We start from the raw sequence: 22,402 nt of genomic DNA on the forward strand, positions 1-22,402 counted from the left end.
GGTGGCCGGGTCAGTACCGCTGGTTGAGGTAGCCGAGCAGCTCGTCGTGGAGGATGCCGTTCGACGCGGCGGCGTTGCCGCTGTGCGGGCCCGGGCGGCCGTCGAGGCCGGTGAAGGAGCCGCCCGCCTCGGTCACCACGATCGCGTTCGCCGCCATGTCCCAGAGCGACAGCTCCGGCTCGGCACAGATGTCCACCGATCCCTCGGCCACCATCATGTACGGCCAGAAGTCGCCGTACCCGCGGGTGCGCCAGACGGCCTTCGTCAGGTCCAGGAAGCCGTCGAGCCGCCCCTGGTCCTCCCAGCCGGTCAGCGAGGAGTACGCGAACGAGGCGTCGGCCATGCGGGAGACCTGGGAGACCCGCAGCCGGGACGCGGCGGAGAGGCTGCGGCCGGTGAACGCGCCATGGCCCTTCGCGGCCCACCACCGGCGGCCGAGCGCGGGCGCCGAGACGACCCCGACGACGGGCTGGTAACCGCCCTCGCTCGCCTCCATCAGGGAGATGAGCGTGGCCCACACGGGCACACCGCGGACGTAGTTCTTGGTGCCGTCGATCGGGTCGATCACCCAGCGGCGCGGGCCCGTGCCCTCGATGCCGTACTCCTCGCCGAGGACCGCGTCGCGCGGCCGTGCCCGCTTGAGATGGCCGCGGATGAGCTCCTCGGCGGCCTTGTCCGCCTCGCTCACCGGCGTCATGTCCGGCTTGGTCTCGACCTTCAGGTCGAGCGCCTTGAACCGGTCCATCGTCGCGGCGTCGGCGGCATCCGCCAGGACATGGGCGAGACGCAGGTCATCGCGATAGTCGGGCATGGGTGAACCGTATCTGCCGCGTTCGGGCGGCGGCCACACGGCCCGCGAGATCTTCGCGGCGCGCGACCACGGAGGCGCACACCCCCCAGCACCGCCGCGAACCCTTGACAGTGCCCCCGCCCGCGTCAAATCTGAGTCGCAGAGCCGCTCGCCCCTAGGAGGCGAAGATGCCTGCAGCGCGGGAATCCCTACTGGATGCCGCTTTCACGGCGCTCGTACACCGCTCCTGGTCCACCGTGCGGATGGTGGACGTCGCCGCCGTGGCCGGGGTGTCCCGCCAGACCCTCTACAACGAGTTCGGCAGCAAGGAGGGGCTCGCGCGGGCCCTGGTCCGCCGGGAGGCCGACGGCTATCTCGCAGGCGTCGAGCGCGCGCTGACCGCCCACCCCGATCCGCGCGAGCGGCTGGTCGCGACCGCCGAGTGGACCGCCGCGACGGCCCGTGACAACGCGCTCGTACGGGCGATGCTCACCGGCTGCTGGAGCGAGCGGCTGCCGGCGCCGACGCTCTCGGCGGTGCCGTCCTCGTCCCCGGTGCCCGCCCAGCGGCGGGCCGACGGGCCGCTGCCGTCACCGGCCGACTTCGTGACGCTGGTGCGTGACCGGGCCGTCGCCGCGCTGTCCGGTCCCGGCACCACCAGGACGGACGCGGCCGAGCTGGCCCGCTCCTGCGAACTCGTCGTACGGCTCTCGCTGTCCTGTGTGGCGGCGCCGCCGGGGGAGGGCGGGGTCACGGGCCTGGTGAAGGCCGCGCTGACCCCGCCGCATCGCGCCCTGGGGCTTATTTCTTGAGCCAGCCGACCTTCGTGTAGTCGACGTCCGCGAGGCCTTCGGCGCCGTAGTTCGCGAGGTCCTTCTGGACCGCGACGATCTGCGGGCGCTGGTAGAGCTCGATGGAGTGGCCGAGCTTCCAGATCTCGACGTCCGCTTCGTTGTAGAGCTTGATCGCCTCGGCCTGGTCGGTGGTCTGGCCGGCCTTCTTCAGCAGCGCGTCGATCTCCGGGGAGCCGACCGAGCCGAAGTTCTGGAAGAGGTTCTTGCCCTGGGGCTTCAGGAAGACGGGGGTCAGCATGGTCAGGTAGACGGCGTCGACGTTGCGGAAGCTGGTCAGGTCGAAGTTGCCGGTGTTGACGAACTTGTTGAAGTAGTCGTTCGCCGGGACCTTCTTCAGGTTCAGCTTCACGCCGGCCACGGCGAGCTGCTGCTGGACCAGCTGTGCCTGGTCGACCTGCGCGGTGCTGCTGCCCGAGCTCAGCACGTAGTCGAGGCTGAGCTGCTTTCCGTCCTTGGTGCGCGGCTTGCCCTCGCCGTTGTCCTTCCAGCCCGCCGCGTCGAGCAGCTTCTTCGCCTTGGCCGGGTCGAACTTCCCGTACTCGCCCGAATTGGCCTGGTAGCCCTTCTGGTTGGGCATGAAGAAGTGGTTGTCGAGCGGCTTCAGCTCGAAGGAGAGGTCCTTGCTGAAGGACGCGTTGATGCCCGTGCGGTCGATCGCCGCGCCGATCGCCAGGCGTACGTTCACGTCCTTCAGGGGGCCGCGGGCGCCGTTCAGCGTGATGTGCACCTCGTCCCAGCGGGCACCGCGCCTGATGTCCGTGTTCGGCGCCTTCACCAGCCGCTTGTAGTCCTCGGGCAGCAGCGCGGTCGCGTAGTCGACCTCCTTGTTGAGGTACGCGTCCGTGAGCGCCGTGAAGTCGAGCACCCGGAAGACGATCGCGTCCAGCCTGGCCTTCGTTCCCCACCACTTGGGGTCGGGCACGGCCGTGATGGTCTGCGCCGTCTTGTCGTACTCGCTGATCTTGAAGGCGTTTCCGGTGACCGGGACCTTCTCGCTCCACGCCTTGTTGAACTTCTCCGGGGTGTCGATGTACGCCGCCGGGTACAGCGGGTCGAAGAGCCGCTGCCAGTCCGCGTACGGCTTGTCGAAGGTGACCTTGACGGCGTGCGCGTCCTTGCCCTGCTCGACCTTGGATATCTGGTCGTATCCGGAGGTGTCGGCGGCCTCGTAGTCCTTGTTCGTGCCGTTCAGGGCCTTCCACTGGGCCTGGAAGTCCCGCCAGCTCAGCGACTTGCCGTCGGACCACTTCGCCTTGGGGTTCAGCTCGTACTCGATGACCTGCGGGCTGGTCGAGGTCACGTTCGCGGAGAGCAGGAAGTTCGGGTTGGCGTGATGTGCGCCCTTGGCGTCGGAGTCGAACAGGTCGGGCAGCAGCAGCTTGGCGATGTCCGAGGAGTCGCCCTGGCTGCCGTCCACGGTGTTGGCGTTGTACTGGGAGATCCACTGGGTGATCGGGAACTTCACCTGACCGCCCTGCTTGAGGTCGCTCAGCGGATGGAGGTTGATGTCCTGCCCGTCGGCCTTGGGTGCGGCCGCCTTCTTGGATTCGGCACCGTCGTCGGAGGAACCGCAGCCGGCGACCACCAAGGTGGCCGACAGGGCTGCGGCGAGGGCGGTGACTGCGGATCTGCGCATGGTTCTGCTTCCTCCGGTGGGCTTCGGATCGCGAAGCTCGGTGTCAGGTGGCGAGGCCCGGGCTCGGTTCGCGAAGCGCGGGCGTCGGGCTGCGCAGACGGTACGGCGATCACCTGGCCCGCAGGAGGCGAATTCCGGCCTTGTCATGCACTCTTCGTACGGCTGCAACAGAAGACGGCCAAGCTGATCGAGGACACCGACGACCCTTCGGGAGGACAGCACCGTGGCCGCCTTCCTGGCCAGACGCCTGGGCTACTACGCCGTACTGCTCCTGGCGGCCGTCTGCCTCTCCTATCTGCTGGCGTCGCTCGCCCTCGACCCGCGCGCGTACTACGAGGGCCGCCAGCCACCGCTCTCGCCCACGGCCGTGGACCATCACCTCACCGCGCTCGGCGTCAACGACCACCAGCCGCTGCTCGGCCGGTTCCTGCACTGGGCGGGCGGGGTGCTGCACGGGGACCTCGGGGAGACGATCGACGGCACCTCGGTGGGTGCCGAGTTCGGCCGCCGGATCGGGGTGAGTCTGCGGCTGCTACTCATCGGCACCCTGGCCGGCACGGTGCTCGGAGTCCTCGGGGGCGCCTGGACCGCCGTACGCCAGTACCGGCTCTCCGACCGGCTGCTGACCCTGGGCTCCTTCGTGCTGCTGTCGACCCCGGTGTTCCTGCTCGCCGTACTGCTCAAGACCGGCGCCATCTGGTTCAACCAGGAGACCGGCAGCGATCTCATCCAGTTCACCGGAGAGAAGAGCCCCGGTGTGGACTCCGGCTTCTGGGCGGTTCTCAAGGACCGCAGCGTGCATCTGCTGCTGCCCACCATCTCGATCGCCCTCGGTGCGATCGCCGGCTACAGCCGCTACCAGCGCAGCACCATGCTCGACGTGCTCGGCTCCGACTATCTGCGGACCGCGCGGGCCAAGGGCCTTGGCCGCCGGGCGGTGCTGCTGAAGCACGGACTGCGGACCGCGCTGATCCCGATGTCGACCTACTTCTCGTACGGTTTCCTGGCGCTGTTCACCGGGGCCACCTTCACGGAGACGATCTTCGGGTGGCACGGCATGGGGGAGTGGTTCGTGTCGTCGATCGGGAAGAACGACGTCAACTCGGTCGTCGCCGTCAATGTGTTCGCGGCCGTGACCGTGCTGCTGTCCGGCTTCCTCGCGGACGTGCTGCACGCCGCACTCGACCCGCGCATCCGGCAGGCGTCATGACCACCACCCCGGTCGTCGAGACCGTCGCGCCCGCGGTGCGCCCGGTGGGGCGCGGGTCCGTGGTGCTGCGCCGTTTCGTACGCAATCGCAGTGCGCTGGCCGGCGCGGCCGTCCTCGTGCTGCTGTTCCTGCTGGCCTTCGCCGGCCCGTACGTCACTCCCTGGTCGTACAGCCACATCGACTACACCGCGCTGCGGTCGGGACCGAGCGCCGAGCACTGGTGGGGGACCAACCGGATCGGGCAGGACGTCTTCGCGCAGACCGTGCGGGGACTGCAGAAGTCCCTGCTGATCGGGCTGCTGGTGGCCGTGTTCTCGACCGGGCTCGCCTCGCTCGTGGGCGCCTGCGCCGGGTACTTCGGGGGCTGGACCGACCGGCTGCTGATGTTCTTCGTGGACCTGCTGCTGGTCTTCCCGTCCTTCCTCATCATCGCGATCATCTCGCCACGGCTGCGCAGCGGCGGCTGGTTCGCCTTCGTGGGACTGCTCGCCGTCTTCGGGTGGATGATCACCGCGCGGGTGGTGCGGTCGATGACGCTGTCCCTCAAGGAGCGCGAATTCGTCCGCGCGGCGCGGTTCATGGGCGTCAGGCCGTTCCGGATCATCTGGCGGCACGTGCTGCCGAACGTGGCGTCGTTCCTCATCATCGACGCGACCATCTCGGTCGGCGGCGCGGTGATGAGCGAGACCGCGCTGTCGTACTTCGGCTTCGGTGTGCAGGCGCCCGACGTGTCGCTCGGCACGCTGATCGCCTCCGGCACCGGCGCGGCGGTGACGTACCCCTGGATGTTCTTCTACGCGGCCGGTCTGCTCGTGGTGTTCGTCCTGGCGGTGAACCTGGTGGGGGACGGGCTGCGGGACGCGCTGGACCCGACCTCGCGCCGCGGAAGGAAACCGGACCCGGCTTCCAGCCGTGGAAAGAAAGGGGCCGTCCGGTGACCCCGGTGCTCGAAGTGGCCGGTCTGGACGTGGACTTCGACGGCCGGCCCGCCGTCCGCGACGTGAGCTTCTCGCTGGCCCGGGGCGAAGTCCTCGGCCTGGTGGGGGAGTCGGGCTCGGGGAAGTCGGCCACCGCACTCGCGGTCCTCGGACTGCTGCCCGACAACGCGGCCGTACGGGGATCCGCCCGGCTCGACGGGCAGGAGCTGATCGGCGCCGGCGAACGGGCGCTGACCCGGATCCGGGGCAGCCGCGTCGCCATGGTGTTCCAGGACCCGCTCTCCGCGTTCACGCCCGTCTACCGCATCGGCGACCAGATAGCCGAGGCCGTACGGGCCCACCAGGACGTGTCCCGGGAGCGGGCGCGGGAGCGGGCCGTCGAACTGCTCGACCTCGTCGGCATCCCCGAGCCGGCCGTACGGGCGCGAGCCTTCCCGCACGAGTTCTCCGGCGGTATGCGCCAGCGCGCCATGATCGCCATGGCGATGGCCAACGAACCCGACGTGATCCTCGCGGACGAGCCCACCACCGCCCTCGACGTCACCATCCAGGCCCAGGTGCTGGACGTCCTGCGCACGGCCCGGCGGGAGACCGGCGCCGCCGTCCTGCTGGTCAGCCACGACCTGGGGGTCATCGCGGGGATGGCCGACCGGGTGGCGGTGATGCACGAGGGGCGGGTGGTCGAGTCGGGGACGGCCGACGAGGTCTTCGCGCGGCCTCGGGAGCCGTACACGCGGAAGCTGATCGGGGCGGTGCCCCGGCTGGACGACGCTCGGCCACGCGCCGAACTCCCGGCGGGCGAACCCGTGCTGAAGGTCCGCGGACTCACCAAGACCTACCCCCTCCTCAAGGGCAGCGCCTTCAAACGGCGGGTCGGGAGCGTGTACGCCGTCGACGGCATCGATCTCGACATCCGGCGCGGTGAGACCCTCGCGCTCGTCGGCGAGTCGGGGTCCGGGAAGTCGACGACCCTCTTCGAGCTGCTCGAACTGGCCGCGCCGGAGGGCGGATCCGTCGAGCTGTTCGGGCGGCGCCTCGGCACGCTCGGCACGTCCGAGCTCAGGGCGCTGCGCCGTCGCCTGGGGATCGTCTTCCAGGACCCGATGGCCTCGCTCGACCCGCGCATGCCCGTCGGCGACATCATCGGCGAGCCGTTGCGCACCCAGGGCGCCGACCGCGCCACGGTGGCCCGCCGGATCCCCGGGCTGCTCACCCAGGTCGGGCTCGACCCGGCGCACGCGGAACGCTTCCCGCACGAGTTCTCCGGCGGCCAGCGCCAGCGCATCGCCATCGCCCGGGCGCTGTCGGTCGAACCGGAGCTGCTCGTGCTGGACGAGCCCGTGTCCGCCCTCGACGTCTCGGTGCAGGCCGGCGTCCTCGATCTGCTGGACCGGCTGAAGACCGAGCTCGGGCTCGCCTACCTCTTCGTCTCCCACGATCTGTCCGTCGTCCGGCACATCGCGGACCGCGTCAGCGTGGTCTACCTCGGCCGCAGCGTCGAGGCGGGCCCGGTCGAGGAGGTCTTCGAGCGGCCCCGGCACCCGTACACCCAGGCCCTGCTGTCCGCCGTACCGCTGCCCGACCCGGAGCGGGAGCGGGCCCGGCAGCGCACCCGCATTTTGCTGGCCGGGGACCCGCCGAGTCCGACCCGGCGCTACGAGGGCTGCCGGTTCCGGGCCCGCTGCCCGCTGTACACCGGGCTCGCCGAGGAGGAGCGCAAGCGGTGCGCCCACGACGTGCCCGTCCTCGAAGGGGACGGGGCCGCCTGCCACTTCGCGCGGGTGCGCGAGGTGATCTGAGAGAGGTGTCCGGGCTGGGAACTCAGTGGGCCGAGCCCGACAGTTGGAGCCCGATCACACCCATGATCACAAAGCTGATGGAGACGATCTTCAGGACCGAGACCAGGTCACCCAGGAAGATCATCCCGTAGATCGCGGTGCCCGCGGCGCCGATGCCGGTCCACACGGCGTACGCGGGACCGACGTCGAGCTTCTTCAGGGAGAGGGTCAACAGACCGAAGCTGCCCAGTGCGAAGACGCAGAAGGCGACCGTCGGCCAGAGTCTGGTGAAACCGTGCGAGAGCTTCAGACAGACGGCGAAGCCGGTCTCCAGAAATCCGGCCACAACGACGAGCAGCCACGCCATCTCTTGTCCTCCCGCGTCCCCACGTTGACGTGCTTCCCGTTGACTGCTTCGTCCGGCTCGGATCCGGCTTGGTGCGATTATGCATTTACCGACCGGCCAGGGATGCAAACAACGCGGAGGTCGGGCCGGGAACAGCCGGTGTCACTCTCCCCGTGCCGCTCCCGGGTGCTGACCGGCCGTCAGTCGCCCTCGTGCCGTTCCCGCGTACCGGCCAGTCGTCAGTCGCCCTCGTGCCGTTCCCGGGTGCTGAGCAGCCGGCGCAGGGAGTACAGCCGGGCCGGGTCCGCGTGACCGTCGGCCACCCACTGGTCCAGCGCGCAGTCCGGCTCGTCGTGACTGCAGGCGCGCGGGCAGCCTTCGGTACCGGGCTCCAGGTCCGGGAAGGCCTTGATGACGCGGGACGGGTCCACGTGGTGCAGGCCGAAGGACCGGACGCCGGGGGTGTCGACGACCCAGCCGGACGCTCCGGGCAGCGGGACCGCGCGGGCCGAGGTGGTGGTGTGCCGGCCGCGGCCCGTGACGGCGTTGACGACTCCGGTACTGCGCCGCCGCTCCAGCGACACCAGCGCGTTGACCAGGGTCGTCTTGCCGACTCCGGAGTGTCCGACGAACGCCGTGATCTTGCCGTCCAGCTGCTTGCGCACCCGGTCCACGGCCTCGCCGTTCTCCAGCTCCGTACGGCTGGTCACGACGTACGGGACGCCCAACGTGCCGTACATCTCCAGGAGTTCGTCCGGGGAGGCGAGGTCCGACTTGGTCAGCACCAGCAGGGGCTCGAGACCGCCGTCGTACGCCGCCACCAGACAGCGGTCGATCAGCCGCGGGCGGGGCTCGGGGTCGGCGAGGGCGGTGACGATCGCCAGCTGGTCGGCGTTGGCGACGACCACGCGCTCGTAGGGATCGTCGTCGTCGGCCGTACGGCGCAGGACGGAGGTGCGCGGCTCGATGCGGACGATCCGGGCCAGGGTGTCCTTCTCCCCGGAGAGATCTCCGATGATGGCCACCCGGTCGCCCACGACGGCGGCCTTGCGGCCCAGCTCGCGGGCCTTCATCGCCATGACCACGCGGTCCTCGACGAGGCAGGTCAGGCGGCCCCGGTCGACGGTGACCACCATGCCCTCGACGGCTTCCTCGTGTTTGGGGCGGATGTTCGTACGCGGCCGGTTGCCCTTGCGGTTGGGGCGGCTGCGGATGTCGTCCTCGTCGGTGTGCTTGCCGTAACGGCGCATGATCCTGGTCCGCCCGTCAGTTCCCGAGCATTCCGGTCCACAGATCGGGGAAGTCCGGCAGGGTCTTCGCCGTCGTCGCCACGTTCTCGATCTGGATCCCTTCCACCGCCAGGCCGATGATCGCGCCCGCGGTGGCCATGCGGTGGTCGTCGTAGGTGTGGAAGATGCCGCCGTGCAGCCGGCGGGGGCGGATGTGGAGGCCGTCGGCGGTCTCGGTGACATCGCCGCCGAGTTCGTTGATCTCCTTGGTGAGCGCGGCCAGCCGGTCCGTCTCGTGCAGCCGCAGATGGGCCACGCCACGGAGGGTGGAAGGGGAGTCGGCCAGGGCGGCGACCGCCGCGATGCCGGGGGTCAGCTCGCCGACCTCGCCCAGGTCCACGTCGATCCCGTGGACCGAACCGGAACCGGTGAACTGCAGACCGCGGTCGGTCAGTTCGCAGGAACCGCCCATCTCCGTGAAGATCTCCCGCAGCCGGTCGCCGGGCTGGGTGGTGCGCTCGGGCCAGTCCGGGATGAGGATCTTGCCGCCGGTCACCAGAGCGGCGGCGAGGAACGGCTGGGCGTTCGAGAGATCCGGCTCGACGGTCAGGTCGCGGCCGAGCAGCGCGCCCGGCGTGACCCGCCAGACATCGGGCTCGCCGCCCGACTCGGGGGTGTCCACCTGGGCGCCGACCGCGCGCAGCATGTCGACGGTCATCCGGATGTGCGGCATGGAGGGCAGCCGGGAGCCGGTGTGCCGGACCTCCACACCCTGGTTGAAGCGCGGACCGGAGAGCAGCAGCGCGGAGACGAACTGCGACGAGGACGACGCGTCGATCTCCACCGGCCCGCCGTCCAGGGCGCCGCCGCCCTGCACGGTGAGCGGCAGCGCGCCCCGGCCGTCGTCGTCGATCCGGGCGCCGAGGACGCGCAGCGCGTCGATCACACCGGTCAGGGGACGCTCGTACGACCGCGGGTCGCCGTCGAAGCGGATGGGGCCGTCGGCCAGCGCGGCGACCGGCGGCAGGAAGCGCATCACGGTGCCGGCGTTGCCCACGTCGACCGTGGCCGGGCCCTGCAGACCGGAGGGGATGATCCGCCAGGCCTCGCCCGAACCGTCGGAACCGACCGCGACCGTGGAGCTGGAGGAGACCGTCTCCTCGATGCCCACGCCCATCGCACGCAGGGCGCCCGCCATCAACAGCGTGTCGCGGGAGCGCAGCGGGCGGCGCAGCCAGCCGGGCTCGGAGGCGAGGGCGGCAAGCACCAGAGCACGGTTGGTGACCGACTTCGACCCGGGCACGTGGACCGTCGCGTCGACGGCTCCGCTCGCGTGCGGGGCGGGCCAGAGGGCGGTGTGAGCGGGGTTAACGGTCATGCGCCCTACTTTAGTGGCTGACGATGGGCGCAGAACTTGATCAAAAGTGGCGAAACCCGAGCGAAACAGAGCGGTGGTGCGAGGCGTCCGCGCCCGCGTGCGCTCGCGCGCCCGGAGGTGACCGGCGGCCGTCCCCGCCCGCCTCTCCTGTCCCGGGGCGCCTCACACCTGCAGGAGCCAGCGCCCCCCGCCTATCAGCGCGCACAGGGACACCGCGTGGAAGAGGAACAACCACAGCCCGGCGGGCACGTGGGTGAGCCGGGACAGCTGGTCCGCGTCGGAGTCGCCCGCGTTGCCGCGGCTGCGCTTGGCCTGCAGCTCGAAGGCCGGCCGGACACCGCCGAGCAGCAGGAACCACACCACGGCGTACGCGAACGCCGCCTGCACCTGGGGCCCGGCGAGCCAGGACACCACCAGGAACGTGCCGCCCGTGAGGACCACCGTGAGCGCGCCGTACGCATTGCGGATCATCACCAGCATCACCAGCAGCAGGGCCGTGGCCAGCCACAGCAGGGCGGTGATGTGGCCGGCGGCCAGCAGCGCGGCGCCGCCCAGACCGAGCAGCGGGGGCGCGGTGTAGCCGGCGGCGGCGGTGAGGATCATGCCGAGGCCGGTGGGCTTGCCGCGGCTGACGGTGAGGCCGCTGGTGTCGGAGTGCAGCCGGATGCCGCTGAGGCTGCGGCCGGTGAGCAGGGCGACCAGGCCGTGGCCGCCCTCGTGGGCGATGGTGATGGCGTTGCGCGAGAGCCGCCAGACGCCGTGCGGGACGATCGCCGCCAGCGCGGCGACCAGAGTGGCGATCACCACCCACAGGTCCGGGTCCGGCTGACCGCCGAAGACCTGGTCCCAGAGGCCGGCCAGCGAAGTGGATGCGGTGCTGTCCATTGTCGGCGGGAGCTCCCTCTCGTCACGCGGAATCTGGCAGTCTGGCACGTATGTGCGGACGGTATGCAGCGAGTCGTCGACCCGAGGATCTCGCAGGAATCTTTGAGATCGAGATGGGGGTCCCCCCTGCGCGAGCGGAGTCGAGTGCTTGGGGGAGGGAGCCCCAGGAGGAGACTCTGGCACCCGATTTCAACGTGGCGCCGACCAAAGAGGTATACGCGGTCCTGGACCGTCCCGTTAAGGACGCCGACGACCCCGCGCCGGTTCGCCAGCTGCGCACCCTCAAATGGGGACTGGTCCCGTCCTGGGCCAAGACCCCCGAGGGCGGCGCCCGGATGATCAACGCGCGCGCCGAGACCGTGCACGAGAAGCCGTCGTACCGCCGCGCCTTCGCGGCCCGCCGGTGCATCCTCCCGGCGGACGGCTATTACGAGTGGGTGACCGGTCCTGCCGAGCGCGAGCTGGAGGTCGAGGGCAAGAAGAAGCGGCCGCGCAAGCAGCCGTACTTCGTGACGCCGGCGGACGGCTCGGTCTTCGCGATGGCGGGCCTGTACGAGTTCTGGCGCGACAAGACGCTCCCCGACGACCACCCGCGGGCCTGGTGGGTGACCTGCACGGTCATCACGACGGAGGCGGAGACCTCGCCGCTCGCGGTGGCCCCCGCCGAAGGGCCGCACGCGCTGGCCGACATCCACCCCCGGATGCCGCTGATGCTGACGCCGGACCGCTGGGACGACTGGCTGGACCCGGCGCGCACCGATGTCGACGACCTGCGCGCGCTGCTGGCGGCACCGCCCGCCGGCCTGATGCGCGCCTACCCCGTCTCCACGGCCGTCAGCAACGTCCGCAACAACGGACCGGAGCTGCTGAAGGAGCTGGAGGGGCCCGAAGAGGGCACACTCTTCTGACGTGACGGAGATCATTGAGACGGACGCCGGTACGGCCCGCATCACCTGGCACGAGGCGAAGAAGGCGCGGCTGGTCCTCGCCGTCGGCCACGGCGCGGGCGGTGGCATCGAGGCCCGGGACCTCCAGGCGCTGGCGCAGGCCCTTCCCGCGCACGGGGTGAGCGTGGCCCTCGTCGAACAGCCCTGGCGGGTGGCAGGGAAGAAGATGGCACCCGCGCCGAAGACGCTGGACCTGGGATGGCGGGGCCTGTGGCCGGCCCTGGCGAGGTCCGGTGTGCCGGTGGTCGCGGGCGGACGCAGCGCGGGCGCCCGCGTGGCCTGCCGTACGGCCACCGAGCTCGGCGCCGCCGCCGTCCTGGCGCTCAGCTTCCCGCTCCACCCGCCCGGCAGGCCCGAGAAGTCCCGGGCGGACGAACTGCTCGGCAGCGGCGTGCCCACGCTGGTCGTACAGGGCGGGAACGACCCGTTCGGGAAGCCGGCGGAGTTCCCGGAAGGGACGTTCGACCTCGTCGAGGTGCCCTACGGCGATCACGGCTTCGCCGTACCGAAACGAGCGCCCCTCGACCAGGACGAGGCTGTGAAGATCATCACTGACGCCACCGCGAAGTGGCTCACCTCACTCGGGTGAGACGTGACGCTGCTGCACGCCGACGGGAATGTTGGCCGGGGGACCACTGTTGTGCGGATCAGACAGCACAGGCCGTGCTGACCGTTCGTACGAGAGGAAGTCCGCCGCATGGGTTCGACCATCTGCCCGAGCCGTCGCAGCGCCGCTGACCTGGACTGGTCGGTTCTGCATGCGGCAAAGACCGCCCCTGTTCGGGCGGCGGGCGGACCGGATCGTCGTCTATCCTCCGATTCTGGTGGGACCGGTTTCGGCCCTGCCCAGACTCTTGAGGAGGTGGGTCCGGTCACTGGGACCGACGCAGGGGCCGATCACGGCCAGGCGGAGCAGCCCGAGGGCCAGGGCACGAGCGACGCGACGACGGAATCCTCCGCCGAGCGCACCGCGCGCTTCGAGCGGGACGCGCTCGAATTCCTCGACCAGATGTATTCGGCCGCGCTGCGCATGACGCGCAACCCGGCCGACGCCGAGGACCTGGTGCAGGAGACCTACGCGAAGGCGTACGCGTCGTTCCACCAGTTCCGCGAGGGCACCAACCTGAAGGCCTGGCTCTACCGCATTCTGACCAACACGTTCATCAACTCGTACCGCAAGAAGCAGCGCGAGCCCCAGCGCAGTGCGGCCGAGGAGATCGAGGACTGGCAGCTGGCGCGCGCCGAGTCGCACATGTCGACCGGTCTGCGCTCCGCCGAGTCCCAGGCGCTCGACCACCTGCCCGATTCGGACGTCAAGTCGGCGCTGCAGGCGATCCCCGAGGAATTCCGCATCGCCGTCTATCTCGCGGATGTAGAGGGCTTTGCGTACAAGGAGATCGCGGACATCATGGGGACACCCATCGGTACGGTGATGTCCCGGCTGCACCGGGGGCGTCGCCAACTGCGCGGCATGCTCGAGGACTACGCCCGTGACCGCGGGCTGGTCCCGGCCGGCGCCGGAGAGTCGAACGAAGCGAAAGGCTCGGGCTCATGAGCTGCGGAGAGCCGCACGAGACGGATTGCAGTGAGGTCCTCGACCATCTCTACGAGTTCCTCGACCATGAGATGCCGGACGCGGACTGCACCAAGTTCGAGGTGCACTTCGAGGAGTGCTCCCCGTGCCTGGAGAAGTACGGCCTGGAGCAGGCCGTGAAGAAGCTGGTCAAGCGCTGCTGCGGTCAGGACGACGTGCCGACCGATCTGCGCGCCAAGGTCATGGGCCGCATCGATCTGATCCGTTCCGGACAGACGGTGCCCGAGCACGACGTGACCGCGACCGCGCAGGAGTCCTGACACCCCCCGCGCGCACCCTCGGCCGGCACCCGTCCCGCCCCCTCCGCCGGGACGCGGGAGCAGGCCCGCCCGTCACCCGAATGTGCTAATCCGCGGGCTCTGAACCCGCGGATTCGGCCATTGCCACCCCCCTGTCACGCCCGCAGCTCTAGGCTCCGGAAGCCTGGACAGGGGGGAGGGGACGAGGATGGGGTCGATTCCGGCGTGGGCCCGTGTGTACGTGGCCTGTGTCGTCGTCGCGGCTCTCGTCGCTCTCGCCCCCGTGGTGGCCATCCGTACGCCGTGGTGGGCCGTCGCGCTGCTGGCCGCGCTGTACGCCGGCTGCGAGCAGATCACCCGTTGCCGCTTCGTCGGCCACCGTGCCCCCAAGGGCATGGGCACCTTCTTCCCCGTGCTGCTGGCCGGGGCCTTTCTTCTGCCGCCCCCGGCCGCCGCGCTCGTCGCGCTGCCCGGCGCGCTGCTCTCCCGGGTCGAACAGCGGCCCCGCCGGCTGCGCCGGATCTGGCGCGCCGCTCAGCTCGCCCTCGGCATCTGGGCGGCCTCCCGCGTGCACTGGGCGCTGGGCGGCCGTGACGCGGTCGTCGCGCCCGACTTCCCGTACGCGCTCTGGCCCGCCGGTGTGGCGGTGCTCGTGTTCTGCCTGGTCCTGACCGTCCTCGACGGCGGGATCCTGGCCACCGCCGAGCGGGTGCCGGTGCGCACCGCCTGGCGCGGGTTGTTCCTGCGCTCCCTCGCGCCCGTGACCGTGCACGGACTGGCCGGGCTGATGATGGCCGTGCTCTGGCGCAGCCCGTACGGGCCGGTCGCGGCCCTGCTCGTCCTGCTGCCGATGTACGTCTCCTGCTGGGTGTTCGCCCAGTACCACCGTGAGCGGGCCGCCCACCAGGCCACCATCCGCGCCCTGGTGCAGGCCGTCGACATCAAGGATGGCTACACCCGCGGGCACAGCGAGCGGGTCGGGCAGGCGTCCATGATGATCGCCCGGGAACTGGGCATGGACGACGAGCGCGTCGAGGTGCTGCGGTTCGCCGGAATCCTGCACGACGTCGGCAAACTCGGCGTCCCCACGCGGCTGTTGAGGAAGGACGGCCCGCTCACCCCGGACGAGCGGCGGATCATCGAGCTGCATCCCGAGTACGGCCACGAGATGGTCCGCGGGATCGGCTTCCTCGGGGAGGCGCGGTCGGCGATCCTGCACCACCACGAGCGGCTGGACGGGAGCGGATACCCGTACGGGCTGATCGGGCGGCAGATCCCGGAGTTCGCCCGAGTGGTCGCCGTGGCCGACGCCTTCGACGCGATGACGTCCACGCGGTCCTACCGGCGGGCCCGGCCCGTGCCGGTGGCCCTGGAGGAACTCGAACGCTGCTCGGGGGCACAGTTCGACCCGCAGATGGTGACCGCCCTGGTGCGGGCGCTGGGCCGGCACGGGTGGCATCCGGCGGTCACCGCGGACGAGGCGCCGGGCAGCCTGCCGGCCCGGCGCGACGAAGCGCACGCACCGGCCGCGCCCCTGGCCGGTCAGTGGGAGGGCCCGCGCAACCCCGCCGGCCGGAGAACGTCATGAGCGCCGCCGGGGCGGGCCTCCTGCGGGCGGCGCGGCCCCCCTTCGCCCTCTCCTTCGTCCACGGTTCGGCCGCTCTCCTCGCCGTCGTCTCGCTGGCCGGCACCCTCTGGCAGGGCCTCGACGAGCGGGGCGTCGCCCTTGCTTTCGGGGCGCTCGTCGCGGTGGGCGAGCTCGCCCGCTGGAGCGGCACCGAGGAACGGGAGTCCGCGCCGCTCGGGGCCGCCGGAGCCCTGGCGTACGCCCTGCTCGGGGAGAACGCGGGCCACCCCACGCACCACGGAGCCCTCCAGGTCGTCGCCGTGGTGGTCGCGGCCGTACTCGTCGGCTCCGTGCCGCACGTCGCGCGGGGACGGGGGCCCACCCTCGACCATCTGGCCCGGCGCGTCCTGACCGTCGCGTTCACCGCCGTCTGCTTCCAGCCCCTCTACAACCAGGGCAGGCTGCTGGAGTGGAACGGCCCGGCGTACGCCGTGCTCCTGGTCGCCCTGCTGGTGCTCACCGCACTGTGCGACGCGGTGCTCGCGGCGGTGATGGCGCACTCCCGGACGCGCTGGCCCTTCGGACCGGTCCTGCGCGACGAGCTGCGGGCGATGCTCGGCGTCGGCTCCGCGGTGTGCGCGACCGGCGCCGTGATGTCCCTCGCCGTCGCGGTGGTGGGCCTGTGGGCGCTGCCCGTCTTCTCGCTGCCCCTGCTGCTCACCCAGATGTCCTTCCGCCGGTATGCAGCCGTGCGGACCACCTACCGGCAGACCATCGCCTCCCTGGCCCGTGCGACCGAGATCGCCGGCTACACGCCGGCCGGGCACGCACGGCGGGTGGCGGTGCTCAGCCGGGCCGTCGGCCGGGAGCTCGGGCTCTCCGAGCCCGACCTGACCGTTCTGGAGTACGCGGCCCTGATGCACGACATCGGACAGCTCAGCCTCGTCGACCCGGTGCCGGCCGGGGCCACCGCCGTTCTCTCCGCCGACGAGCAACGGCGGATAGCTCTCCTGGGCGGTGCCGTCGTACGCCAGACCGGGGTGGACGCCGAGGTCGCCGTGGTGGTGGAGCGGCAGGCCGACCCGTACCGGGAGCAGCCCGTGAGCGCGCGGATCGTCCGGGCCGTGAACGCATACGAGGAGATGGCCAGGGAAGCAGGGCCCACAGGGCCGCTGACCGCCCTGGAGCGTTTGCGCCTGGCGACGGCCCGCGACTATCAGCCGGAGGTCGTGGAGTCGCTGGCCAGGGTGCTGTCCCGACCGGGTCTGACCTTGCCCCAGGCTGGGTAACCCATGGGTAATGAGCGCCCGTCCGACGGTACGTGGTTGGATGCGAGGAAGAGGGTGTTCGGGGGCACGGGCCAGCCCGGGGCTGCGCTGTCTTCAGGGGACTCTTCAAGGGACCGGCAGGCGGGAATCGCAAGGAACTGGCAGGCGGGAATCGTGAGGATCTTCGGCAAGGGACGACACCGGCCCTCCGCCTCATGGCGGCAGGCCACCGACCGCGCGTTCACGCTGATCGGCGACGGCCGCTACGAGGACGCGGGAGCGCTGCTGACCCGCGCCGCGGACCTGGAGCCCTGGCTGTCCGAGTCCTGGTTCAACCTGGCCCTGCTGCACAAGTTCCGGCACGACTGGGAGCAGGCGCGCGCGGCCGGTCTGCGGGCCGTGGCCCTGCTCGACCGGGAGACCGGAGCACCTGACTGGTGGAACGTGGGCATCGCGGCCACCGCGCTCCAGGACTGGCCACTGGCCCGCCGTGCCTGGCAGGCCTACGGGCTGCGGGTGCCGGGCGGTGCCGCGGTGGCAGGCGAGCCGGTCGGCATGGACCTGGGCAGCTCTGCCGTACGGCTGTCGCCCGAGGGCGAGGCCGAGGTCGTGTGGGGGCGCAGGCTGGACCCCGCGCGGATCGAGGTGCTGTCGATTCCGCTGCCGTCGTCCGGACGGCGCTGGGGCGAGGTCGTGCTGCACGACGGGGTCCCGCACGGCGAGCGGACCACCGCGGCCGGACATGCCTACCCCGTCTTCGACGAGATCGAGCTGTGGGCGCCCTCCCCCGTCCCCACCTGGGTGGTGCTCCTGGAGGCGGCCACCGAGGAGGACCGGGACGCCCTGGAGCGGCTCGCCGCCGACGCCGGCTTCGCGGCCGAGGACTGGTCGTCATCCGTACGGCTGCTGTGCCGGATGTGCTCCGAGTCGCGGATGCCGTCCGACGAGGGCGACGGCGAGCATCTGGACCCGCACGACCACAGTGAGCCGGGCCACCCCGGGCCCCTGGGCCACCGCACCGACGGGCAGCTGTGGGTGCCCGAGCGGGAGTGCGGCCTCGCGGCGCCGGCCGCTCTGGTGCGCGGCCTGCTCGACGGCTGGGTCGCCGACAGCCCGGACTCCAGGGACTGGCGGGACCTCGAAGAGGTCTGTTAGCGCAGAGGTCCGCTGAAGCGCCCTTTAGGCTGTACGCGCAGAATCTCTCCAGGTTGCAGGAAGGCATACGTCGGTCATGGCGCAGCAGGACACCGATCAGCAGCACGCGGGCGTGCTCCCCGTGGACGACGAGGGCTTCGTCATCGACACCGAGGACTGCGAGGAGCGTGAGGCCGCCTACCGCGAGCGCGGTACCTCGCGGCCGATCACTGTCGTGGGGAACCCGGTGCTGCACAAGGAGTGCAGGGACGTCACCGAGTTCGGGGACGAGCTGGCGCAGCTGGTCGCCGACATGTTCGCCAGCCAGCACACCGCCGAGGGCGTGGGCCTGGCCGCGAACCAGATCGGCGTCGACCTGAAGGTGTTCGTGTACGACTGCCCCGACGACGACGGCAAGCGGCACACCGGCGTGGTCTGCAACCCCGTGCTCGTCGAGCTGCCCGCCGAGCAGCGCCGCCTGGACGACAGCAACGAGGGCTGCCTCTCGGTGCCGACCGCGTACGCGCCGCTCGCCCGCCCCGACTACGCCGAGGTCACCGGGCAGGACGAGAAGGGCAACCCGGTCAAGGTGCGGGGCACCGGCTACTTCGCGCGCTGCCTCCAGCACGAGACGGATCACCTGTACGGCTACCTGTACATCGACCGGCTGTCCACGCGCGAGCGCAAGGACGCCCTGCGGCAGATGGCCGAGAACGAGCCCCGCTACCCGGTCGTGGCGAACGACTGAGAGGTCGTCAGGGCCGGTCGAGTCGCGCCGCGCCGCGGCGGAAACGGCGTCAGGCCGAGTGATCCCTGCTGCCCGTGCGACGGAGACGCCGTCGCGGACGGCTGTGACAGAAAATGACAGACGGGGCTCGCGATCTCTTGTGAGCCCACATCAACGACGCCTGGTCGAGAACCCCTCTGACCAGGCGTCGTTCGTCTGTACGTCGCACGTTCGATCGCTTGTACACCTGTAATGATCCAAAATCAGTCATACATGGGGAGGTTCTCGGCACCTTGGGGTAGTGAGTGGAGCAAATCCGTTCCCAGAACGGTCAGTTGTGGTGCTGAATGGGAAGTGCGGGGATACGCAACGGCGCACGCCCGGCACGACGGGAGGGGTGTAGCGCCAACAGGCGGCTGAGAGGGGTTTGTTCGTGCATGCTTTCTCACACGGCACTTCATCGACACCGACCGCGATCGCGGTACCACCGGCGCTCTCTCTCCCGGTGATCGAGACGGCGTTTCCCCGTCAACTGCACCCGTATTGGCCCCGGCTCCAGGAGAAGACGAGGGCCTGGCTCCTCGAAAAGCGCCTCATGTCCCCGGACAAGGTCCAGGAATATGCCGATGGACTGTGCTACACGGACCTCATGGCGGGCTACTACATAGGCGCCCCCGAGGAGGTACTCCAGGCGATAGCGGACTACAGCGCGTGGTTCTTCGTCTGGGACGACCGGCACGACCGCGACATCGTCCACGGCCGCCCGGCCGCCTGGCGGAGGCTCCGCTTCCAGCTGCACGCGGCGCTCGACTCCCCCCGGGATCATCTGCACCACAAGGATCCCCTGGTCGCAGCGTTCGCGGACAGCATGGTCCGGCTCTACTCGTTCCTGAGCAAGCGCTGGAACGCCCGGTTCGCCGAGCACTTCCACGCCGTGATCGACGCGTACGACCGGGAATTCCACAACCGGACGTCGGGCACCGTGCCCACGGTCGAGGAGTACCTCGAACTCCGCCGGCTGACGTTCGCGCACTGGATCTGGACCGACCTCCTGGAGCCGAGCGCGGGATGCGAAATTCCCGTGGGCGTGCGGGAACACCCGGCATTTCGGCGGGCCGCACTGCTCAGTCAGGAATTCGCCGCCTGGTACAACGATCTCTGCTCGCTCCCCAAAGAGATAGCGGGCGACGAGGTCCATAATCTCGGAATCAGTCTCATTCAGCACGAGGGACTGACCATCGAGGAAGCCGTCACGGAAGTGCGGCGCCGGGTCGAGGAATGCATCGACGAATTCCGGGCCGCCGAAAAAGAAGTCCTGCGGCTCGCGGAAACCCTCGCGGACGGCACCGCACAGGGCCGGGAATTGAGCTATGCCGTAAAGGCGTGTCTCGCCAATATGCGGAACTGGTTCAGTTCCGTGTACTGGTTCCACCACGAGTCCGGCCGGTACATGGTCGACAACTGGGACGACCGCTCCACACCCCCGTACGTCAACAACGAAGCGGCAGGTGAGAAATGACCGTCGAGTCCGTACGGCCCACGACCTCCGAGGCGCCGGAGCTGTCCGTCCCGCCCCTGGCGGGAGGTGGTGTTCCGGGTCTCGGCCACGGCTGGAACCTCGTCCGCGATCCGCTGGGCTTCCTGACCCAGCTGCGAGACCACGGGGACCTGGTCCGGCTGAAGCTCGGTCCGAAAACGGTCTATGCCGTGACCTCGCCGGCCCTCGTCGGCACTCTGCTGACGAGCCCCGGATACCAGATCGGCGGGCCACTCTGGGACACCCTGGACGTCCTGCTCGGCAAGGGCGTCGCGACCAGCAACGGCCAACTGCACCGACGGCAGCGGCAGACCATCCAGCCCGAGTTCCGGGCCGACGCCATCCCCAAGTACATGGCGGTGATGGTGGAGGAGGCGCGTGCCTTCGCGGAGCGCTGGAAGCCCGGCGACACGGTCGACGTCACGACGGAGGCGTTCCGCATCGGCGTCCGCGTCACGGCCCGCTGTTTCCTGCAGATCGGGCCCATCGACGAGCTGGCCGAACGGCTGAGCACGGCACTCGCGACCGTCTTCGGCGGTATGTACCGGCGCATGATCCTCTCGTTCGGCCCGTTCTATCGGCTCCCCCTTCCGGCCCATCGTGAATTCGACCGCGCATTGGCCGAATTGCACCGCCTGGCCGACGAGGTCATCACGGAGCGCCGGGCGTCGAAGGAGAAGCCGGACGATTTGCTGACGGCGCTGCTCGAGGCGAAGGACGAAAATGGTGAAACGGTCAACGACCAGGAGGTTCACGATCAGGTCATAGCGATACTCACACCGGGCAGCGAAACGGTGGGGTCCCAGTTGATGTGGATCTTGCAGTTGCTCGCGGAGCACCCGGAACACGCGACCCGGCTGAGCGAAGAGGTCAAATCCGTCATCGGGGACCGACCGATCACATTCGGAGACCTCCGGAACCTGCGCCACACGAACAATGTCATCACGGAGGCGCTGCGTATCCGCCCGGCCGTATGGATATTGACGCGGCAGGCGCTGGCCGAAACCGAACTCGGTGGCTACCGCATTCCGGCCGGTGCGGACATCATCTACAGTCCGCTGGCGATCCAGCGTGATCCGCGGTCCTACGAGCGGCATCTGGAGTTCGATCCGGACCGCTGGCTCCCCGAACGCTCCAAGGACGTGCCGAAGTACGCGATGAGCCCGTTCAGCGTGGGCAACCGCAAGTGCCCGGCCGACCACTTCTCGATGGCCGAGCTCGCCATCATCCTGGCGACCGTGGTGCCCAAGTGGCGTCTGGAGAACCTGCCGGAGACCGACCGCAACACCAGGGTCGGCATCACGCTCCGGCCGAGGCGGCTGCTGCTGAGGGCCGTGCCGCGCTGACCCCGCGCGCTTACCGGCGCACGTTCAGGCAGCCTGCGGGCCCCTGAACGTGCGCCGGTACGCCTGCGGGGTTGTCCCCAGGCTCCGGACGAACTGATGGCGCAGCGCGGCCGCGTTGCCGAACCCGGTGCGGCCCGCGATCGCGTCCATCGTCTCGTCCGACGCCTCCAGCAACTCCTGGGCCAGCAGCACCCGTTGCCGCAGGATCCAGCGGTAGGGCGTGGTGCCGGTCTCCTGCTGGAAGCGGCGCGCGAAGGTGCGCGGGGACATGTGGGCGCGGGCGGCGAGCTGTTCCACGGTCACCTCCTCGTCGAGGTGGCGCTCCATCCAGACGAGCACCTCGCCGACCGTGTCGCACTGCGAGCGGGGCAGCGGCCGCTCGATGTACTGGGCCTGTCCGCCGTCGCGGTGCGGCGGTACGACCATGCGGCGCGCGACGGCGTTGGCGACCTCGGGACCCTGCTCCTTGCGGACGATGTGGAGGCAGGCGTCGATTCCGGCGGCGGTGCCCGCCGAGGTGATGACGGGGTCCTCGTCGACGTACAGGACGTCCCGTTCGACGATCGCCCGCGGATGCCGGCGGGCGAGCTCGTCGGCATGCTGCCAGTGCGCCGAGCACCGCCGCCCGTCGAGGAGTCCGGCCGCGCCGAGCACGAAGACGCCCGAGCAGACGCTGAGCACCCGGGCGTCGCGCCGCACGGCCCGGCGCAGGGCGTCGAGCAGTTCGGGCGGATAGCCGTGCCCGGCATTGTCGCGTGCGGCCGGCACCACGATCAGGTCGGCCTCTTCGAGCCGGTCGAGGCCGTACGGAGTGGAGACGGTGAACCCGGCGACATGGGTGCCGAGGGTCGGCCCCTCGGCCGAGGCCACCGCGAAGTCGTACACGGGCAGGCCCTCGTCGCTGCGGTCGAGGCCGAACACCTCGCAGACGACGCCGAGTTCGAAGGGGTGCACTCCGTCGAGGAGCACCGCGGCCACGTTTTTCAGCATGCTGCCAGT

The 22,402-nt window shown here is 70.4% G+C and carries 21 protein-coding genes; 14 read left to right on the top strand and 7 right to left on the bottom strand.

The window, feature by feature from the left end; translation table 11 throughout:
* Positions 1-10 precede the first annotated feature (10 nt).
* On the bottom strand, positions 11-811 hold the full coding sequence (gene hisN, locus ACFWM2_RS16525) for a histidinol-phosphatase (protein WP_383279306.1): 801 nt from the start codon (positions 809-811) through the stop codon (positions 11-13).
* Positions 812-978: 167 nt separating this feature from the next.
* Here hisN and ACFWM2_RS16530 point away from each other — a divergent pair, with 167 nt between their 5' ends.
* On the top strand, positions 979-1,602 hold the full coding sequence (locus ACFWM2_RS16530) for a TetR/AcrR family transcriptional regulator (protein WP_383279309.1): 624 nt from the start codon (positions 979-981) through the stop codon (positions 1,600-1,602).
* On the opposite strand, the gene ACFWM2_RS16535 is transcribed toward ACFWM2_RS16530, so the two are convergent.
* Positions 1,592-3,280 carry an ABC transporter family substrate-binding protein gene (locus ACFWM2_RS16535; RefSeq protein ID WP_383279312.1) on the bottom strand — a complete coding sequence of 563 codons (1,689 nt, stop codon included), beginning with the start codon at positions 3,278-3,280 and terminating at the stop codon, positions 1,592-1,594. The genes ACFWM2_RS16530 and ACFWM2_RS16535 overlap by 11 nt on opposite strands.
* A gap of 223 nt (positions 3,281-3,503) precedes the next feature.
* On the opposite strand from ACFWM2_RS16535, the gene ACFWM2_RS16540 reads away from it, so the two are divergent.
* Genes ACFWM2_RS16540 through ACFWM2_RS16550 form a run of 3 tightly spaced genes read left to right on the top strand, consistent with a single transcriptional unit; the run spans position 3,504 to position 7,227 of the window.
* Positions 3,504-4,490, top strand: coding sequence for an ABC transporter permease (locus tag ACFWM2_RS16540; protein WP_383279315.1), 987 nt, complete (start codon positions 3,504-3,506; stop codon positions 4,488-4,490).
* On the top strand, positions 4,487-5,428 hold the full coding sequence (locus tag ACFWM2_RS16545; RefSeq protein WP_383279318.1) for an ABC transporter permease: 942 nt from the start codon (positions 4,487-4,489) through the stop codon (positions 5,426-5,428). Before ACFWM2_RS16540 ends, ACFWM2_RS16545 begins: the two co-directional genes overlap by 4 nt.
* On the top strand, positions 5,425-7,227 hold the full coding sequence (locus ACFWM2_RS16550; RefSeq protein ID WP_383279321.1) for a dipeptide ABC transporter ATP-binding protein: 1,803 nt from the start codon (positions 5,425-5,427) through the stop codon (positions 7,225-7,227). Before ACFWM2_RS16545 ends, ACFWM2_RS16550 begins: the two co-directional genes overlap by 4 nt.
* Positions 7,228-7,249: 22 nt before the next feature.
* Here the strand turns inward: ACFWM2_RS16550 and ACFWM2_RS16555 are convergent, their stop codons facing one another.
* The 4 genes from ACFWM2_RS16555 to ACFWM2_RS16570 all read right to left on the bottom strand — a co-directional run bounded on the left by ACFWM2_RS16555 (position 7,250) and on the right by ACFWM2_RS16570 (position 11,044).
* Entirely contained in the window at positions 7,250-7,573 is a 324-nt protein-coding gene (locus ACFWM2_RS16555) for a DMT family transporter (protein WP_383279324.1), read from the bottom strand.
* A 218-nt stretch (positions 7,574-7,791) separates the two neighbouring features.
* The gene (gene rsgA / locus ACFWM2_RS16560; RefSeq protein WP_383279327.1) at positions 7,792-8,802 is read right to left on the bottom strand and encodes a ribosome small subunit-dependent GTPase A; all 1,011 of its coding nucleotides are present in this window, start codon (positions 8,800-8,802) and stop codon (positions 7,792-7,794) included.
* 16 nt (positions 8,803-8,818) lie between these two features.
* A complete protein-coding gene (gene aroA / locus ACFWM2_RS16565; RefSeq protein ID WP_383279330.1) occupies positions 8,819-10,159 on the bottom strand; it encodes a 3-phosphoshikimate 1-carboxyvinyltransferase in 1,341 nt (446 codons plus the stop codon).
* Positions 10,160-10,321: 162 nt separating this feature from the next.
* Positions 10,322-11,044: a M50 family metallopeptidase gene (locus ACFWM2_RS16570; protein WP_383279333.1), complete on the bottom strand. Its 723-nt coding sequence runs from the start codon at positions 11,042-11,044 to the stop codon at positions 10,322-10,324.
* Positions 11,045-11,094: 50 nt separating this feature from the next.
* Between ACFWM2_RS16570 and ACFWM2_RS16575 the strand changes: the two genes are divergently transcribed.
* From ACFWM2_RS16575 to ACFWM2_RS16620, 10 genes are all read left to right on the top strand, one after another.
* Positions 11,095-11,952, top strand: coding sequence for an SOS response-associated peptidase (locus tag ACFWM2_RS16575; protein ID WP_383279336.1), 858 nt, complete (start codon positions 11,095-11,097; stop codon positions 11,950-11,952).
* 1 nt (position 11,953) lies between these two features.
* Complete coding sequence (locus ACFWM2_RS16580; protein WP_383279339.1) at positions 11,954-12,580, top strand: alpha/beta family hydrolase; 627 nt, start codon at positions 11,954-11,956, stop codon at positions 12,578-12,580.
* 273 nt (positions 12,581-12,853) lie between these two features.
* A complete protein-coding gene (gene sigR / locus ACFWM2_RS16585) occupies positions 12,854-13,546 on the top strand; it encodes an RNA polymerase sigma factor SigR (RefSeq protein ID WP_383279342.1) in 693 nt (230 codons plus the stop codon).
* The gene (gene rsrA / locus ACFWM2_RS16590; protein ID WP_383279345.1) at positions 13,543-13,845 is read left to right on the top strand and encodes a mycothiol system anti-sigma-R factor; all 303 of its coding nucleotides are present in this window, start codon (positions 13,543-13,545) and stop codon (positions 13,843-13,845) included. Before sigR ends, rsrA begins: the two co-directional genes overlap by 4 nt.
* A gap of 187 nt (positions 13,846-14,032) precedes the next feature.
* Entirely contained in the window at positions 14,033-15,412 is a 1,380-nt protein-coding gene (locus tag ACFWM2_RS16595) for an HD-GYP domain-containing protein (protein ID WP_383279348.1), read from the top strand.
* Positions 15,409-16,680 carry an HD-GYP domain-containing protein gene (locus ACFWM2_RS16600; protein WP_383279351.1) on the top strand — a complete coding sequence of 424 codons (1,272 nt, stop codon included), beginning with the start codon at positions 15,409-15,411 and terminating at the stop codon, positions 16,678-16,680. Before ACFWM2_RS16595 ends, ACFWM2_RS16600 begins: the two co-directional genes overlap by 4 nt.
* Positions 16,681-16,833: 153 nt before the next feature.
* Positions 16,834-17,814, top strand: coding sequence for a tetratricopeptide repeat protein (locus tag ACFWM2_RS16605; protein ID WP_383279353.1), 981 nt, complete (start codon positions 16,834-16,836; stop codon positions 17,812-17,814).
* 76 nt (positions 17,815-17,890) lie between these two features.
* Complete coding sequence (def, locus tag ACFWM2_RS16610) at positions 17,891-18,541, top strand: peptide deformylase (protein ID WP_383279356.1); 651 nt, start codon at positions 17,891-17,893, stop codon at positions 18,539-18,541.
* A 412-nt stretch (positions 18,542-18,953) separates the two neighbouring features.
* On the top strand, positions 18,954-20,039 hold the full coding sequence (cyc1, locus tag ACFWM2_RS16615; RefSeq protein ID WP_383279359.1) for an epi-isozizaene synthase: 1,086 nt from the start codon (positions 18,954-18,956) through the stop codon (positions 20,037-20,039).
* The gene (locus ACFWM2_RS16620; protein WP_383279362.1) at positions 20,036-21,403 is read left to right on the top strand and encodes a cytochrome P450; all 1,368 of its coding nucleotides are present in this window, start codon (positions 20,036-20,038) and stop codon (positions 21,401-21,403) included. The genes cyc1 and ACFWM2_RS16620 overlap by 4 nt, the downstream gene beginning before the upstream one ends.
* Positions 21,404-21,427: 24 nt before the next feature.
* Here the strand turns inward: ACFWM2_RS16620 and ACFWM2_RS16625 are convergent, their stop codons facing one another.
* Positions 21,428-22,393 (bottom strand): helix-turn-helix domain-containing protein, encoded by a 966-nt coding sequence (locus ACFWM2_RS16625; RefSeq protein WP_383279365.1) that lies wholly within the window; start codon positions 22,391-22,393, stop codon positions 21,428-21,430.
* Positions 22,394-22,402 lie beyond the last annotated feature (9 nt).

This window comes from Streptomyces sp. NPDC058371, from assembly GCF_042723265.1.
Taxonomy (GTDB): domain Bacteria; phylum Actinomycetota; class Actinomycetes; order Streptomycetales; family Streptomycetaceae; genus Streptomyces.